This window comes from Caulobacter sp. Root655, assembly GCF_001427665.1.
Lineage (GTDB): Bacteria > Pseudomonadota > Alphaproteobacteria > Caulobacterales > Caulobacteraceae > Caulobacter.
In genome coordinates this window covers 605,131-618,911 of sequence record NZ_LMHC01000023.1, presented here as the reverse complement: position 1 = coordinate 618,911, position 13,781 = coordinate 605,131, and the positions used below count along the sequence as shown (strand labels likewise).

Sequence of the window (13,781 nt, the reverse complement as noted above, 5' to 3'; positions counted from 1 at the left end):
TCTCCGGCATGGGCGTTCCGAAATGTGTTCTCAACGCGCCGCCGGGGTCGAATTTGCCTTGCTAACCAAGGGACTACGGGGCGCCCGACCCGGTTTGCCGGCCTGTTTGTGGAGAATCTGAGCGGCGTTCGTCAAAAATGCGGCGATCGTGTTGCGATAATGCGACAGGGCGTAGCGATGTGATTACGGATCGGTAATGGCAATTGACCGGTGAGCGGCGCGGCTCCTAACGTCGCCGCAACCGGGGAAATGTTTTCCGGGACACCTAAGTTCTCGTGGTGGAGTTGGGGCGAAAATCCATACACATCGAGCGCAATGTTCCCTTGCGGGGCTCGCGGTCGGTCGGATGCTCCGCCATGCTAGAGGGGATATTATGAAGATGAATTCCACCAAGGGCGGCGTTCGCGCGCGCCTTTTTGCGTCGACGCTGCTGGCCGGACTGGCCACCGTCGCCGCGCCGCTCGCCGTGACGGCGATCGTCACGGCCGTCCCGACCCTGGCCAGCGCTCAAGACTATTCGAGCGGCACGCTCATCGGCACCGTCACCGACACCAACGGCGCTCCGGTCGCCGGCGCCACGGTGAAGGTCAAGTCGCTGGCTCAAGGCTTCGAGCGCGACCTGACCACCAATTCGGACGGTCAGTTCCGCGCCGCCCTGATCCCGTCGGGCGGCTACTCGGTCGCCATCAGCAAGGCCGGCTTCCAGCCCGCCAGCGACGGTAACGTCCGCGTCGGCATCGGTTCGGCTTCGAACTACGGCTTCACCATCGCCGAAGAAGGCGCTTCGGTTTCGGAAGTCGTCGTCACCGGCACCGCCAACCCGCAGCTGGACTTCTCGGGCACCACCACGGGCCTGGTCGTCGACGTCGAAACCCTGACCAAGCAGGTCCCGATCGCGCGCAACGTGACCGCGCTGACCCTGCTGGCTCCCTCGGCCGTGCCGGGCGACACCGTCGGCACCTTCGTCAGCCAAGGCCAGTCGCAAGCCGCCGTCGGCGGCGCGTCGATCGGCGAGAACGTCTTCTTCGTCAACGGCCTGAACATCACCAACTTCGTGAACGGCATCGGCGCCACCCTGGTGCCCTTCGAGTTCTACAAGTCGGTTGAAGTGAAGACCGGCGGCTATCCCGCCGAATTCGGCCGTGGCACCGGCGCCGTGGTCAACGCGGTGACCAAGTCGGGCTCGAACGACTTCACCTTCGCCCTGCACGGCAACTACGAGCCGAACAGCATGCGCGAAAAGTCTCCGAACACCACGATCACCCGGAACGACCTGGTGAACCGTACGGACAAGAGCCTGATCGTCGAAGCCGGCGGCCCGATCATCAAGGACCACCTGTTCTTCTACGGTCTGGCCAGCTTCCAGAACCTGGAATCCACGACGGCCACCACCGGCGGCCAATATGTCGAGGACCGTACGGCCGACCCCTTCTACGCCTTCAAGCTGGACGGCTACATCACCGACCGCCAGCACCTCGAGCTCACCTATTTCGACACCAGCCGTAAGCGCAAGCGCGACATTTTCGGCATCGACCCGATCACCAACCAGCCCTTGTCGACGCGTGCCAGCGCCGAAACCCTGTTCCAGGGCGGCGAAAACTACGTGGCGCGTTACACCGGCACGTTCACCGACTGGCTGACGCTTTCGGCCGCCTACGGCCGCAGCGAAGTCGACAACGCCGCCGTCGGCAACCTGTCCAGCTTCGCCCGGGTGCAAGACACCCGCGTGACGCCGACCGTGGACCGTTCGGTTCAGAAGACCGCCGCCGGCACCTTCCCGTCGATCGCCGAGCGCGAATTCTATCGCGCTGACGCCGACCTCTACTTCAAGCTGATCGGCGATCACCACATTCGCTTCGGCTACGACCAAGAAAACACCAACCTGACCCAGTTCACGGTGCGGAACGGCGGCCGGAACTACACCTATCGCACGGCCGGCGCTTCGGGTGCTCTGGGCGGCGCGGTCTTGCCTGGCCAGCAATATATCGAAGGCCGCAAGTTCCAGACCGGTGGTGGTTTCGCCGGCAAGAACAAGGCGTACTACATCCAGGACGCCTGGGACCTCAACGATCGCCTGACCCTGAACCTCGGCGTCCGCAAGGATCAATTCGCGGTGGCCGATCCCAACGGCCAGGTGTTCTCGTCGTTTGACAACGAGATCGGCCTGCGCGGCGGCTTCGCCTACGACCTGTTCGGCGACCGCAACGACAAGGTGTTCGGCTCCTACGGCCGGACCTACCTGCCGGTGGCCACCAACACCGCGTTCCGCGCGGCGAGCCCGGCCATCGACATCTCCGAGTTCTGGCGTCCGGCCGGTGGCGCGACCACCTTCGGCGCGCTGGATCCGGTCACCGGCTTCCCCGTGGCGGGCCTCGGCGCCCAAGTCACCGGCGGCAGCCTGGTTCCCTGCCCGGCCACCGTGGGCAGCAACGCTCCGACCGGAACGGTCGCCTGTCAGGTCCGTAACAACGGCATCTCGCCCAACCCGGACGCCGTCGCCGCGAAGAACCTGAAGTCGACCTACCAGGACGAGTACATCCTGGGCTACCAGCACCGCTTCAACGAGCTGTGGACCGCTGGCGTCAACCTGACCTACCGCAACCTCGGTCGGATCAGCGAAGACACCCTGCTGGACGTCGGTGTGCAGAACTGGTGTAGCGCGAACGGCTATGCGCTGCACAACGCCGGCGGCACCGGCTGCGCGGACGTGTGGAACGGCGAGCACCAGTACCTGATCGTCAACCCGGGCAGCGACGTGAAGATGGTCCTCAGCGACCCGCTTCCGGGCGAAACCCAGATCCGCACGATCACGGTCACCAGCCAGCAGATCGGGTTCCCGAAGGCCAAGCGCGAATATCTCGGCCTGGAAATGAGCTTCGAGCGCGCCTTCGACGGCAAGTGGGGCCTGCAAGGCTCGTACACGATCTCCGAATCGAAGGGTAACTTCGAAGGGGCTTCGCGTTCGGACAACGGTCAGACCGACGCCGGCATCACTGTCGACTTCGACCACCTGGCCTTCATCCCGGGCACCTACGGCCTGCTGCCGAACCACCGTGGTCACCAGCTGAAGCTGTTCGGCTCGTACGCGGTGACCGACGACCTGCTGGTCGGCGGTAACCTGTCGGTGATCTCGCCGCGCAAGTACGGCTGCATCGGCAACGCGCCTGAAAACTTCGATCCCAACGACGGCACGCTCGAGACCGACTACGAGACGGCCAACGCCTCGTACGGCGCCGCGGCCCGCTTCTGCGGTGGCAAGGTCGCCAACCGCGGTTCGGTGTTCGAGGGCGAGTGGGTCACCCGCTTCGACCTCTCGGTGCGCTACTCCGTGCCGTCGAAGTTCATCCCTTCGGTGCCCTACATGGACAAGGAAGGCGGTGGCCTGGTGCTCCGCGCCGACATCTTCAACGTGTTCAACCTGGATGCGGGCATCGAGAAGGACGAGTTCGGCGAGAAGACCGGCGGCGCCGTCAACCCGGACTACCAAAAGGTCACGGCCTACCAAGCGCCTCGCTCGGTTCGCCTCGGCTTCGACTGGGCGTTCTAAGCAAACCATCGCTTGGAACTCGGAATGGCGGCGGGCTCTCACGAGCCCGCCGTTTTTCTTTGGGCGCGACCCTTGGGTTGCTTTTTCCTGAACCCTCTCCCMRYGGGAGAGGGTCCGTGAGAGCATGGACGCCGGCGGGGAGGGCGCACGTACGGCGACCGATGCGGCTTTCGGGGGTGGTCGAGCGGGAAGCGCTCGCCGAGGTCTGCCGAGGTCTTGGGTGACAGCCTTCGCGACCCTCCCCACCCACTCAGCAGTGATCCGCGTGAGACAGCGAAGTCGTGTGCCCCAAAGCCTCCCCCTGTGGGGGAGGTGTCGGCGAAGCCGACGGAGGGGGGAGTAGTCGGCCGATGGCCAAATCCAGGATCGACAACCCCAAACCTCTCCCCACCGATCGCTGCGCGATCGCCTCCCCCACAGGGGGAGGAATTGTCCCCTACCGCACCGGCGTGTCGGCCAGCACCGAGGCGCCCTGGCTCCGCAGCCGGGCCTTGGCCATCTCGTCCATGATCGACTGCGAGCGCGGGTCGCCCAGCAGCCAGGCCGAGGCGGCCATGGTGCGCAGCGAGGCCGAGCTGACCCCCAGCGCCTTCTCCAGGGCCTCGAACGGCGAGTTGGAGCCGCCGAACTTCTTGAGCTTCACCTCGCCCTTGATCCCGGCCAGGCCCTTGGCCTTGTCGACGGCCTCATAGAAGCCGCCCAGTTCGTCGACCAGGCCCAGCTGCTTGGCCTGGACGCCGGTCCAGACCCGGCCCTTGGCGATCTCGCGCACCCGTTCTGGCGGCAGCTTGCGGCCTTCGGCGACGCGGTTGATGAAGCCGGCGTAGATGCGGTCCATCCAGGCCGAGAACTTGGCGCGCTGGTCGGGCGTGAAGCCTTCGCCCGTACCGAACGCGCCGGCATAGTCGCCGCCCACGTGCACCTGGCGGGTGTCGACGCCGAACCGCGCCAGGGCGTCGCCCAGGGCGAACTTGCCGCCGAACACGCCGATCGAGCCGGTCAGGGTGGTGGGCTCGGCGACGATCGCCGAGGCGCCCGACGAGATCCAGTAGCCGCCGGACGCCGCATAGGTGCCCATGCTGACGACGATGGGCTTTCCGGCCTTCCTGGCGGCCTTCACGGCGGCCAGGATCTGCTCGGACGCGGTGTCGGAGCCGCCGGGCGAGGAAACCCGGAACACGATCGCCTTGACGTCCTTGTCGTCGATCGCGTCGTACAGCGCCTTGGCCACATGGTCGGAATAGATCGTGCTGTCGCCGCCGAACGGCGAGCCGCCCTCGCCGCTGCCGGTCATGATCGCCCCCTCGGCGCTGACCACGGCGATGGTCGGCCCCGTCTTGGGCGGGGCGCGTTTGGCGCGGGAGGCGTAGTCGTCGAAGTCCAGCAACTTGGCGCCCTTGCCGGCCCGGCCGAGCATGGCGTCCTGGACGTCCTTCACCTGGCCGACCTTGTCGATCAGGCCCTTGGCCTGGGCCTCCTCGGCGCTGTAGGGGCCCGCCTCGATGGTCTTGATCAGCGCCGCCGGATCGACCTTGCGATCCTGGGCGGCCGTCGTCAGGGCCGAGTTGTAGACCGATCCCATCCACGACAGCGTCGATTCGCGGTGGGCCGGCGTGTAGTCGCTATGGAGGTAGGGATTGACGGCGTTCTTGTACTCGTAGCGCTGCTCGTACTCGGCCTTGACGCCGTACTTGTCGAAGAAGCGCTTGAAGAACATCTCCTCGCTGGCCGCGCCGACCGCCTGCAGGGAACTGTCGGGCTGCATCCAGAACTCGCTGGCGGCCGCGCCGAGCATGTAGGTCGAGGTGACCAGCCCCGAGGGATAGAGGCCCTGGCTGTGGGCGATGATCGGCTTCTTGCCGACCGCGCGGAAGTGCTTGAAGGCCAGGCGCAGCTCGTCGGCCGAGGCCGGGGCGATGCCGCCCTCCGGCAGGCGCACCAGCACCGCCTCGACCTTGTCGTCGGTCTCGGCCCGGCGCAGCGTCTGGATGATCGACATCACCGACTGGCCGCCGCCGCCGCCGAACGCCGCGAACGGGCTCTGGGACTCCTGATCGGACAGACCGCCGCGCAGGTCGAGCTGCAGCACGGTATGGGCGGGAACCGGGGCGGGACGCGTGGCGCTGGCCGCCATGACGATCAGCAGGAAGGGGACGCCGACAAGGAACAACACCAAGCCGACGAAGACGCCGGCCACGGTCATGAGAAACTGCTTCATCGGACGTCCTGCTGCCAATTGCCGAGCAAGCTAGTAGCGACACTGGCGTTGCGGTCAAATGAACAGCGCGCAACCCGGCGTTTGGACGCCAAGGTGCTTCGCCCCCGGTTCGCCCAGAGGGGGCGGGAAGCCATGTTTTTGGGAATTCTCGGGAAAATAATGGTCGGAGTGGCAGGATTTGAACCTGCGACCCCTGCGTCCCGAACGCAGTGCTCTACCAGACTGAGCCACACTCCGACTTGGAGGGCGGCTTATAGATGCGGCTCGGCGGTCTCGCAAGCGACAAAAAACGACCTCGAAAAAGAAGTTCAAAGCAGCGTTGCATCCGTCCGACTCCTGGGCTATCTCCACCGCCTCGCCGGGCCCCACGGGGTTTCGCCGTTCCTGCTGGGGAATGGTGTAATGGTAACACAGCGGTTTTTGGTACCGTCGTTCTAGGTTCGAGTCCTAGTTCCCCAGCCACTTCTCTCCTTCCTGCAAAAGTCGCCGCCTCCGGCGGCCCCGCGCCGCCCTCGGGCGCCGCCGCCTCGCGGCTTCCCGACAGGGGTCAGCGTCCAGGGCGCGACGTCCACAAAATCGCCATGCATCGCAAGTCCTGTTGAATCAACTAGCCGAGTCGCGAGCCCCGTGGCTTTGCGATCGGCGGCGCTGATCTTCCTCGTCTGCCGCCGCGTCGAATCGTTGCGGCGCTGAAACCTTTGCTCGAACAACATCGGTCTCGAACTGGCTATCAGGTAAGGGGAAACCACACTTTCGGGGTTTTCCCTGGTTTAGATCGGCATCGATTTTCTCGTTGCTGTTCTCAAGATTCGTTTGGATTGTGACCCTTACCGGCGCGATTACCACGATTGAGTACTTGTATTTCGGCGAGGCGGGTGTATTTCCAAGTCAAAGACACATCGGAGAGACACTCGTGGAAGACAAGGCTACCCTGATCGAGCTCACCGCCGAGATCGTCGCCAACTACGTGGCCAATAACAGCACGTCGGTCTCCGATTTGCCGGCGCTGATTCGGGCGACCCACGATGCTTTGGCCGGTATTGGTTCCCCTGAAGCCGTTCCGGTCGAGACTGTTACGAAGGCTACCCCGGCCCAAATCCGTCGCAGCATTACGCCGGACGCGCTGATCAGCTTCGAGGACGGCAAGCCGTACAAGACCCTGAAGCGTCACCTGACCACGCACGGCATGACCGTCGCCGAGTACAAGGCCAAGTGGGGCCTGCCCAACGATTACCCGACCACCGCGCCGGCCTACAGCGAAGCGCGCTCGGCCATGGCCAAGGCCCTGGGCCTGGGCCAGGGCGGCCGCAAGGCCAAGGCCCCGCGCGGCCGCAAGGGCTGATCCGACCCCTTCACGGTCGAGAAACGCAAAACCCCCGCCGGCGACGGCGGGGGTTTTTTCGTTCCGCGAAACCCAAAGACCTCAGACGCCGCTCAGCGTCATGCCCGGGGTGTCCGGTTCGCGCGTGCCGCCGCCGTTGAGCGGGCGCTGCATCCAGACCAGGTCGACCCAGCGGTCGAACTTGTAGCCCATGGCCGGGAACAGGCCGCGCTGCTCGAAGCCCAGCGACGCGTGCAGGCCGATGGAGGCGGCGTTGCCGCTGTCGCCGATCACCGCGCACATCTGGCGCAGGCCCAGGGCCTCGCAGGCGGCGATCAACGCCGAGAGCAGAGCCTTGCCAACGCCCTTGCCGACGGCGTCCGGGCCGACATAGACGCTGTCCTCGACGGTGTAGCGATAGGCGGCGCGCAGGCGGAACGGGCCGGCATAGGCATAGCCGAGGACGGCGCCGTCCTGCTCGGCGACCAGATAGGGCATGCCCTTGTCGAGGAAGCCCGCGCGACGGCGAGTCATCTCGGCGATGTCCGGCGGGACCTCCTCGAAGGTGCCCAGGCCGTTGAGGACGTTCCAGCCATAGATCGCGGTGATGGCCGGCAGGTCGGCGTCGGTGGAGGGGCGGACGGTCACGGTCATGCTCGAAGTCCTCCCCCCGTGGGGGAGGTGTCGGCGAAGCCGACGGTGGGGGGAGGTTGCGCCGGCGGGGACACACCCCCCTCCGGCCCTTCGGGCCACCTCCCCCAGAGGGGGAGGATCGGTTCACGCGACATCAAGCTCAAGCCTTCCAACCCTTGTCCACCGCCCAGACGGCGAAGGCGTAGTCCAGGGCGATCTCCTTGAGGAAGTCGAAACGACCCGAGGCGCCGCCGTGGCCGGCTTCCATGTTGATCTTGAGCAAAATCGGATCACCGCTGGTCGTGTGTTCGCGCAGTTTCGCGGTCCACTTCTCGGGCTCCCAGTAGGTGACGCGCGGGTCCGAGAGGCCGCCGGTGGCCAGCACGGCCGGGTAGGGCTTGGCGGCGACGTTGTCGTAAGGGCTGTAGCTGGCGATGTAGTCGTAGGCCTCCTTGTCCTCCAGCGGATTGCCCCATTCGGGCCATTCCGGCGGGGTCAGGGGCAGGGAGGTGTCGCTCATGGTGTTGAGCACGTCGACGAACGGCACCGCCCCGATGATCCCGGACCACAGGTCGGGACGCAGGTTGGTGATCGCCCCCATCAGCATGCCGCCGGCCGAGCCGCCATAGGCCACGGTGCGGCCCTTGGCCCCGTAGCCCGCCGCGTGCAGGTGCTCGGCGCAGGCGATGAAGTCGGTGAAGGTATTCTTCTTGGTGAACTTGCGGCCGTCCAGGAACCAGCCATAGCCCTTCTCCGAACCGCCGCGGACGTGCGCGGTGGCCCAGATCCAGCCGCGATCGACCAGGCTGAGGTTGCGGATCGAAAACGACGGGTCCATCGACATGCCGTAGCTGCCGTAGCCGTACAGCAGCAGCGGCGCCGTGCCGTCCAGCGCCACGCCTTTCTTCATCAGCACGGTGATCGGAACTTCAGCCCCGTCGGGAGCCTTGGCGTAGAGCCGCCGAGTGACATAGGCGGCCGGATCGTGGCCGGAGGGGATTTCCTGGGTCTTGCGCAGAGTCTTCTCGCCCGTGACCATGTCGTAGTCGAACCACTGCCGGGGCGTGGTCGGCGACTGGTAGACATAGCGCATCACCGGCGTGTCGAACTCGTAGCCGCCTTCGACGCCGAGGACATAGGCCTCCTCGTCGATGACGATCGGCTTTTCGGTCTTGTTCGTCCGTTCGGTGATGACGATGCGGGTGTTGGCGTTGACCCGCTCCAGGCGCACCAGGTGATTCTTGTAGGCGCTCAGGCCGGTGATGAAGGTCCCTGGCTTGTGGGCCACGAAGTCCTTCCAGTGCGCGCGGCCCGGCGTCTCGACCGGGGCCTCGACCAGCTTGAAGTCGATGGCCTGGTCGGCGTTGGTCAGGATCACGAAGCGGTCGTCCCAGTGTTCCAGCGAATAGCGCAGGCCGACCGTGCGCGGCTCGACCACCTTGGGCGTCGCCGTCGGGTCGGAAGCGGGGATGAGCAGGGTCTCCGACGTCTCGTGGTCGCCGGCGCTGATGGTGATGAAGGCGTCCGAGCCGGTCACGCCGACGCTGACGAAGAAGCCGTCGTCGGGCTCGTCATAGACCAGCACGTCGTCCTTGAGGCCGCCGCGGGCCGGGCGGCGGTAGATCTTGTCGGAACGGCCGTTGTCGTCGCGGTGGGTCCAGAACAGCCATCGCGAATCGGGCGACCAGGCGAAGTCGCCGGTGCTGCTCTCGACCGGTTCGGGCAGGATCTGGCCGGTCGCCAGATCCTTCACATAGATGTGGTGGACTTCGGAGCCCTGGGCGTCCTCGGCATAGGCGAACAGCCCGTGGTCGGGGCTGTGGTCGGCGGCGCTGACCTGGCTGTAGGCCTTGCCCTTGGCCAGGGCGTCGGCGTCGAGCAGGATCTCCTCGCCGTCCGTCTTCCCGTCCAAAGCGCCCTTGGGCCGGCGGGCGAAGATCGGGTGCTGGCCACCGATGTTGAAGCGCGAATAGTATTCGAATGGCCCATCGGGGGCCGGCACCGAGGAGTCGTCCTCCTTGATGCGGCCCTTCATCTCCTCGAACATCGCCTTCTGCAGCGGTTCGGTCGGGGCGAGCATGGCCTTCTGGTAGGCGTTCTCGGCGGTCAGGTGCTCCTTGACCTCGGTCTTGATCAGGGTCGGGTCGCGCAGGACCTTCTGCCAGTTGTCGTCCTTCATCCAGGCGTAGTCGTCGACGCGGACCCGGCCCAGTTGCTCGGTGCGTTTGGGGACCTTGCGGGCGAGGGGAGGGACGGGCTTGGACGACGAAGGCTTGGATGACTCAGGCATGCGACTCTCGGATTGGGCGGTCCCGGGATGGATCGCCGACGCTGACGTAAGCACCGCTGCCGCGCTCGTCATCATTTTGCGCCGGTTCATGGTCAGATTTCCCCCGCGATGCGTCAGAACGCCAACTTGTGCGTGTTGACGACGCTGGTCAAACTGGCCCCGGGCGTAAGGTGATCCGGGGGCGTGAGGGCGTAGATGGCTTGGGACCTGTCGGTCGATCTGATCCAAGCGACCGTGCAGCTCGAGCAATCGCTCGGCGACGGGTCGCGCACGGTCGGCACGGGGTTCCTGATCGAGGACCCGACGCCCGACGGCCGCCCGCGCACCATCCTGGTCACCGCCGCCCACGTCTTCGACAAGATGCCCTCGGCCTCGGCCAAGATCGGCTACCGCATCCAGAGCGCCGATGGTGTCTGGCGCTATGACCCCCTCACGCTGAAGATCCGCGACGGCGACCATCCGCTGTGGGTCAAGCATCCGACCCGTGACGTCGCCGCCATCGTGGTCGAGGCTCCGGCTGAGTTCGCTAAGGCGGCGATCCCCCTGGCCTGGCTGGCCCAGGACGACACCTTCAACAAGTACGGCCTGGGTCCCGGCGACGAGATGATGGCCCTGGGCTTCCCGCGCGGACTGTCGGCCAACCCGGCCGGCTTTCCGATCCTGCGTTCGGGCCGGGTGGCGTCGTATCCGCTGGCCCCGGCCAGCGTGTTCCCGACCTTCCTGATGGACTTCTCGGTGTTCCCCGGCAATTCGGGCGGGCCGGTGTTCATGGCCCAGGGCGCCCGCCGCCGGCCCGGCTCGACCGAGAGCCAGGAGGTGCAGTTCGTGGCCGGCATGCTGACCCAGCAGGTCGAACTGTCGGGCGAGCGGCTGGAGATCGGCATCGTCACCCACGCCAAGTACATCCGCGAGACGGTGGCGCTGTTCGACAAGCTGGCCGGTCCGCCGGTTGTCCAGGCCAAGCCCGCCAAGCCGGTCGAGCCCTCGACCCAGGCGGCGACCCAGGCCGCCGTGGCGGTGTCGGCCACCGCCGTGGCGGTCGCGCGGTAGCAATGCGCCAGGAGCGATCGAACGGCCGCGGAGCGATCCGCGGCCGTTCGGCTGTCTGTCTAGGCCGGCACGCGGTCGAGGAAGCCAGTAACCCGGTTCAGGCGGCCGTCGGGGTCGATCTCGACGAAGTCGGTGCCGCGCACCGGGGCCGCGTCGCCCTCGACGCCGGCCGGGCCCAGGGTCCACGAGAAGCGGACGTGCTGGCCATGGCCGTCGGCGGGGCCGTCCAGCGCGAAGCGGAAGCCGGGAAACCGCGACTGGGCGCCGGCCACCAGGCCATCGACGCCGTCGCGGCCCTGGGCCTGCATCAGCGGGTCGACATAGGTCGCGTCCGCCGACCAATCGCGGGCCAGCAGGTCGCGGCGGCGGTTGGCGTCGGTTTCGTTCCAGAGGGCGATATAGCGGTCGGCGACGGTGGCGGGGGCGGTCATGGCTGGGGTCCTTTCGGTGACGCTCGATGTGCTCGAGCGCCCCGAACATTCCCCCTGACCGGCCCCCGGTCGATTACGCGCCAGGTAATGCCGGCGCGTTTCGGGCTCAGCCGTAGATGATCGAGATGGTCTCGGCGACGCAGGCGGGGCGCTCCTCGCCCTCGATCTCGATGGTGCACTCGTTCTTCATCTGCAGGCCGCCGGCCTTGGGCTCGACGCTGAGCAGCTTCTGGCGCATGCGCACCTTCTTGCCGACCCGGACCATGCCGGTGAACCGCACCTTGTCGCAGCCATAATTGATGCCGCGCGTCACGCCGCTCACGTGCAGGATGCCGGCGCCCAGCATCGGGATCAGCGACAGGGTGAGGAATCCGTGGGCGATCGGGCCGCCGATCTCGCGGGTGGCGCGCTCGACATCGACATGGATCCACTGGTGGTCGCCGGTGGCCTCGGCGAACTGGTTGACCCGCTCCTGGCTGATCTCGACCCAGTCCGAAACCCCGATCTCCTGCCCGACCAGGCTGGCGATGTCGGCGTAGGCGACTTCCTTCATGGTGCTTTCTCCCAAGCGCTCTAAACGTTTGTTTGATTGGTCGCACGCGGCGGCGCCGCGGGCAAGCGATCAGCCCGAAGACATCCCCAAGCCATCACGGATGTCCCCAGTCCATGCACCCGCAAGGGGGGGGCGCTCAGCTAGACGATCCGGCTGTCGCCCTTGCTCCAATACGCGTCGCGGATCAGCCGCTTGTAGAGCTTCCCCGTCGCGTGCCGGGGCAGTTCGGCCATGAAGTCGATCCGCTTCGGTGACTTCACATGGCTGAGGTGGGCGCGGGCGAAGGCCATCAGTTCCTCGGCCAGGGCCGTCTGGTCGCTGGCCCAGTCCAGCGGCTGGATCACCGCCACCACCTGTTCGCCCATCTCCTCGTGCGGCGCGCCGACCACGGCGGCGTCGGCGACCTTGGGGTGGGTGATCAGCAGGTTCTCGATCTCCTGCGGATAGATGTTCACCCCGCCGGAGATGATCATGAAGCTCTTGCGGTCGGTCAGGTAGAGGTAGCCGTCCTCGTCGACCCAGCCAACGTCGCCCAGGGTGGTCCAGCCATGCTGGTTGTAGCTCTCGGCGGTCTTTTCCGGGGCGTTGTGGTAGTTCACGGCCGGGCCGCCTTCGAAATAGACCGCGCCCTCGGTGCGCGGCGGGACCTGTTCGCCGTCCTCGTCGCAGATTCGCAAGGTCCCCAGCACGGCCTGGCCCACCGAGCCCCTGTGGGCGAGCCAGTTCTCCGAGTTGATCCAGCAGAAGCCGTTGCCCTCGGTGCCGGCGTAATATTCGAAGATCACCGGCCCCCACCAGGCGATCATCTGCTCCTTGACCGGAACCGGGCAGGGGGCGGCGGCGTGGACCGCCGAGCGGATCGACGAGACGTCGTACTGGGCGCGCACGGCCTCCGGCAGTTTCAGCATCCGCACGAAGTGGGTCGGCACGAACTGGCCGCAGGTGATCTTGTGCGTCTCGATCAAGGCCAGCGCCGTCTCCGGATCGAACTTCTCCATCACCACCACCGTGCCGCCCAGCCTGTGCACGGTCATGCACCAGCGCAGCGGGGCGGCGTGGTAGAGCGGGGCGGGCGACAGGTAGACGCTGTCGCCGCTGAAGCCGAACAGCCCCTGGGCCATGGTTTGCAGGGCGTTGGGCGCGTCGATCGGCCCGCCGCTCAGCGCTGGCTTGACCCCCTTGGGACGGCCGGTGGTGCCCGACGAATAGAGCATGTCGCTGCCGGCCGTCTCGTCGGCGATCGGCGTCGCCGGCAGGGCGTCGCGCGCCGCCTCGAAGTCCTCGAACGCGCCGCGCCCGCCGCCGGTCCGGAACAGCCGCACGCCGGGGATCAACGAGGCCACGGCCTCGGCGATTGCGTCGAGGCCCGGGCTGGTGATGAAGGCCTTCGCCCCGCAGTCCTTGACGATGTACTCGACCTCGCCCGGTGTCAGCTTGGTCGAGACGCAGGTGTAGTAGAGCCCGCTGCGCTGCGCCGCCCAGGTGATTTCGAAAAACCGCGGGCTGTTGTCCATCAGCAGCGCGATGACGTCGCCTGGTTGCAGGCCCAGCGACCGGAACAGCTGCGCCCCCTGGTTGGAGCGGGCGTCGAGCTGGCCGTAGGTCACCGTCTCGCCGGAACCGGCCATGACATAGGCGGGCTTGTCGGGCTGGGTCTGGGCGTGGATCGAAGGGTGCATTCGGGGCGCCTCGGTGATTGTGAACTCAGGTTGTCATCCCGGAAGCCTCGTAGAGGCTA

The 13,781-nt window shown here is 66.5% G+C and carries 9 protein-coding genes and 2 tRNA genes; 4 read left to right on the top strand and 7 right to left on the bottom strand.

The window, feature by feature from the left end:
- The first annotated feature begins 379 nt into the window (after positions 1-379).
- Positions 380-3,547, top strand: coding sequence for a TonB-dependent receptor (locus ASD79_RS17835; RefSeq protein ID WP_056724142.1), 3,168 nt, complete (start codon positions 380-382; stop codon positions 3,545-3,547).
- A 436-nt stretch (positions 3,548-3,983) separates the two neighbouring features.
- Here ASD79_RS17835 and sppA read toward each other — a convergent pair whose 3' ends face one another.
- The gene (sppA, locus tag ASD79_RS17830; RefSeq protein WP_056723997.1) at positions 3,984-5,765 is read right to left on the bottom strand and encodes a signal peptide peptidase SppA; all 1,782 of its coding nucleotides are present in this window, start codon (positions 5,763-5,765) and stop codon (positions 3,984-3,986) included.
- A 160-nt stretch (positions 5,766-5,925) separates the two neighbouring features.
- Positions 5,926-6,002 (bottom strand) — tRNA-Pro (locus ASD79_RS17825).
- A 151-nt stretch (positions 6,003-6,153) separates the two neighbouring features.
- Between ASD79_RS17825 and ASD79_RS17820 the strand changes: the two genes are divergently transcribed.
- Both ASD79_RS17820 and ASD79_RS17815 read left to right on the top strand, forming a co-directional pair.
- Positions 6,154-6,227 (top strand) — tRNA-Gln (locus ASD79_RS17820).
- 451 nt (positions 6,228-6,678) lie between these two features.
- Entirely contained in the window at positions 6,679-7,107 is a 429-nt protein-coding gene (locus tag ASD79_RS17815) for a MucR family transcriptional regulator (protein WP_007671186.1), read from the top strand.
- Between the two features lie 81 nt (positions 7,108-7,188).
- On the opposite strand, the gene ASD79_RS17810 is transcribed toward ASD79_RS17815, so the two are convergent.
- Both ASD79_RS17810 and ASD79_RS17805 read right to left on the bottom strand, forming a co-directional pair.
- Positions 7,189-7,740 (bottom strand): GNAT family N-acetyltransferase, encoded by a 552-nt coding sequence (locus ASD79_RS17810; protein WP_056723994.1) that lies wholly within the window; start codon positions 7,738-7,740, stop codon positions 7,189-7,191.
- 139 nt (positions 7,741-7,879) lie between these two features.
- Positions 7,880-10,099 carry a S9 family peptidase gene (locus ASD79_RS17805; protein ID WP_056723992.1) on the bottom strand — a complete coding sequence of 740 codons (2,220 nt, stop codon included), beginning with the start codon at positions 10,097-10,099 and terminating at the stop codon, positions 7,880-7,882.
- A 105-nt stretch (positions 10,100-10,204) separates the two neighbouring features.
- Here ASD79_RS17805 and ASD79_RS17800 point away from each other — a divergent pair, with 105 nt between their 5' ends.
- Positions 10,205-11,059, top strand: coding sequence for a serine protease (locus tag ASD79_RS17800; protein WP_056723990.1), 855 nt, complete (start codon positions 10,205-10,207; stop codon positions 11,057-11,059).
- Positions 11,060-11,118: 59 nt separating this feature from the next.
- Here the strand turns inward: ASD79_RS17800 and ASD79_RS17795 are convergent, their stop codons facing one another.
- From ASD79_RS17795 to ASD79_RS17785, 3 genes are all read right to left on the bottom strand, one after another.
- The gene (locus tag ASD79_RS17795; RefSeq protein ID WP_056723988.1) at positions 11,119-11,490 is read right to left on the bottom strand and encodes a nuclear transport factor 2 family protein; all 372 of its coding nucleotides are present in this window, start codon (positions 11,488-11,490) and stop codon (positions 11,119-11,121) included.
- A 106-nt stretch (positions 11,491-11,596) separates the two neighbouring features.
- Complete coding sequence (locus ASD79_RS17790) at positions 11,597-12,043, bottom strand: MaoC family dehydratase (RefSeq protein ID WP_056723986.1); 447 nt, start codon at positions 12,041-12,043, stop codon at positions 11,597-11,599.
- Between the two features lie 140 nt (positions 12,044-12,183).
- Positions 12,184-13,722 carry an acyl-CoA synthetase gene (locus ASD79_RS17785; RefSeq protein WP_056723984.1) on the bottom strand — a complete coding sequence of 513 codons (1,539 nt, stop codon included), beginning with the start codon at positions 13,720-13,722 and terminating at the stop codon, positions 12,184-12,186.
- Between the last annotated feature and the right edge of the window lie 59 nt (positions 13,723-13,781).

What these genes read in the sequence shown, in the direction of transcription:
- ASD79_RS17790 (WP_056723986.1), bottom strand. Translation starts at nt 12,043, where the DNA reads ATGAAGGAAGTCGCCTACGCCGACATCGCCAGCCTGGTCGGGCAGGAG.
- ASD79_RS17810 (WP_056723994.1), bottom strand. Translation starts at nt 7,740, where the DNA reads ATGACCGTGACCGTCCGCCCCTCCACCGACGCCGACCTGCCGGCCATC.
- ASD79_RS17785 (WP_056723984.1), bottom strand. Translation starts at nt 13,722, where the DNA reads ATGCACCCTTCGATCCACGCCCAGACCCAGCCCGACAAGCCCGCCTAT.
- ASD79_RS17805 (WP_056723992.1), bottom strand. Translation starts at nt 10,099, where the DNA reads ATGAACCGGCGCAAAATGATGACGAGCGCGGCAGCGGTGCTTACGTCA.
- sppA (WP_056723997.1), bottom strand. Translation starts at nt 5,765, where the DNA reads ATGAAGCAGTTTCTCATGACCGTGGCCGGCGTCTTCGTCGGCTTGGTG.
- ASD79_RS17795 (WP_056723988.1), bottom strand. Translation starts at nt 11,490, where the DNA reads ATGACCGCCCCCGCCACCGTCGCCGACCGCTATATCGCCCTCTGGAAC.
- ASD79_RS17800 (WP_056723990.1), top strand. Translation starts at nt 10,205, where the DNA reads ATGGCTTGGGACCTGTCGGTCGATCTGATCCAAGCGACCGTGCAGCTC.
- ASD79_RS17835 (WP_056724142.1), top strand. Translation starts at nt 380, where the DNA reads ATGAATTCCACCAAGGGCGGCGTTCGCGCGCGCCTTTTTGCGTCGACG.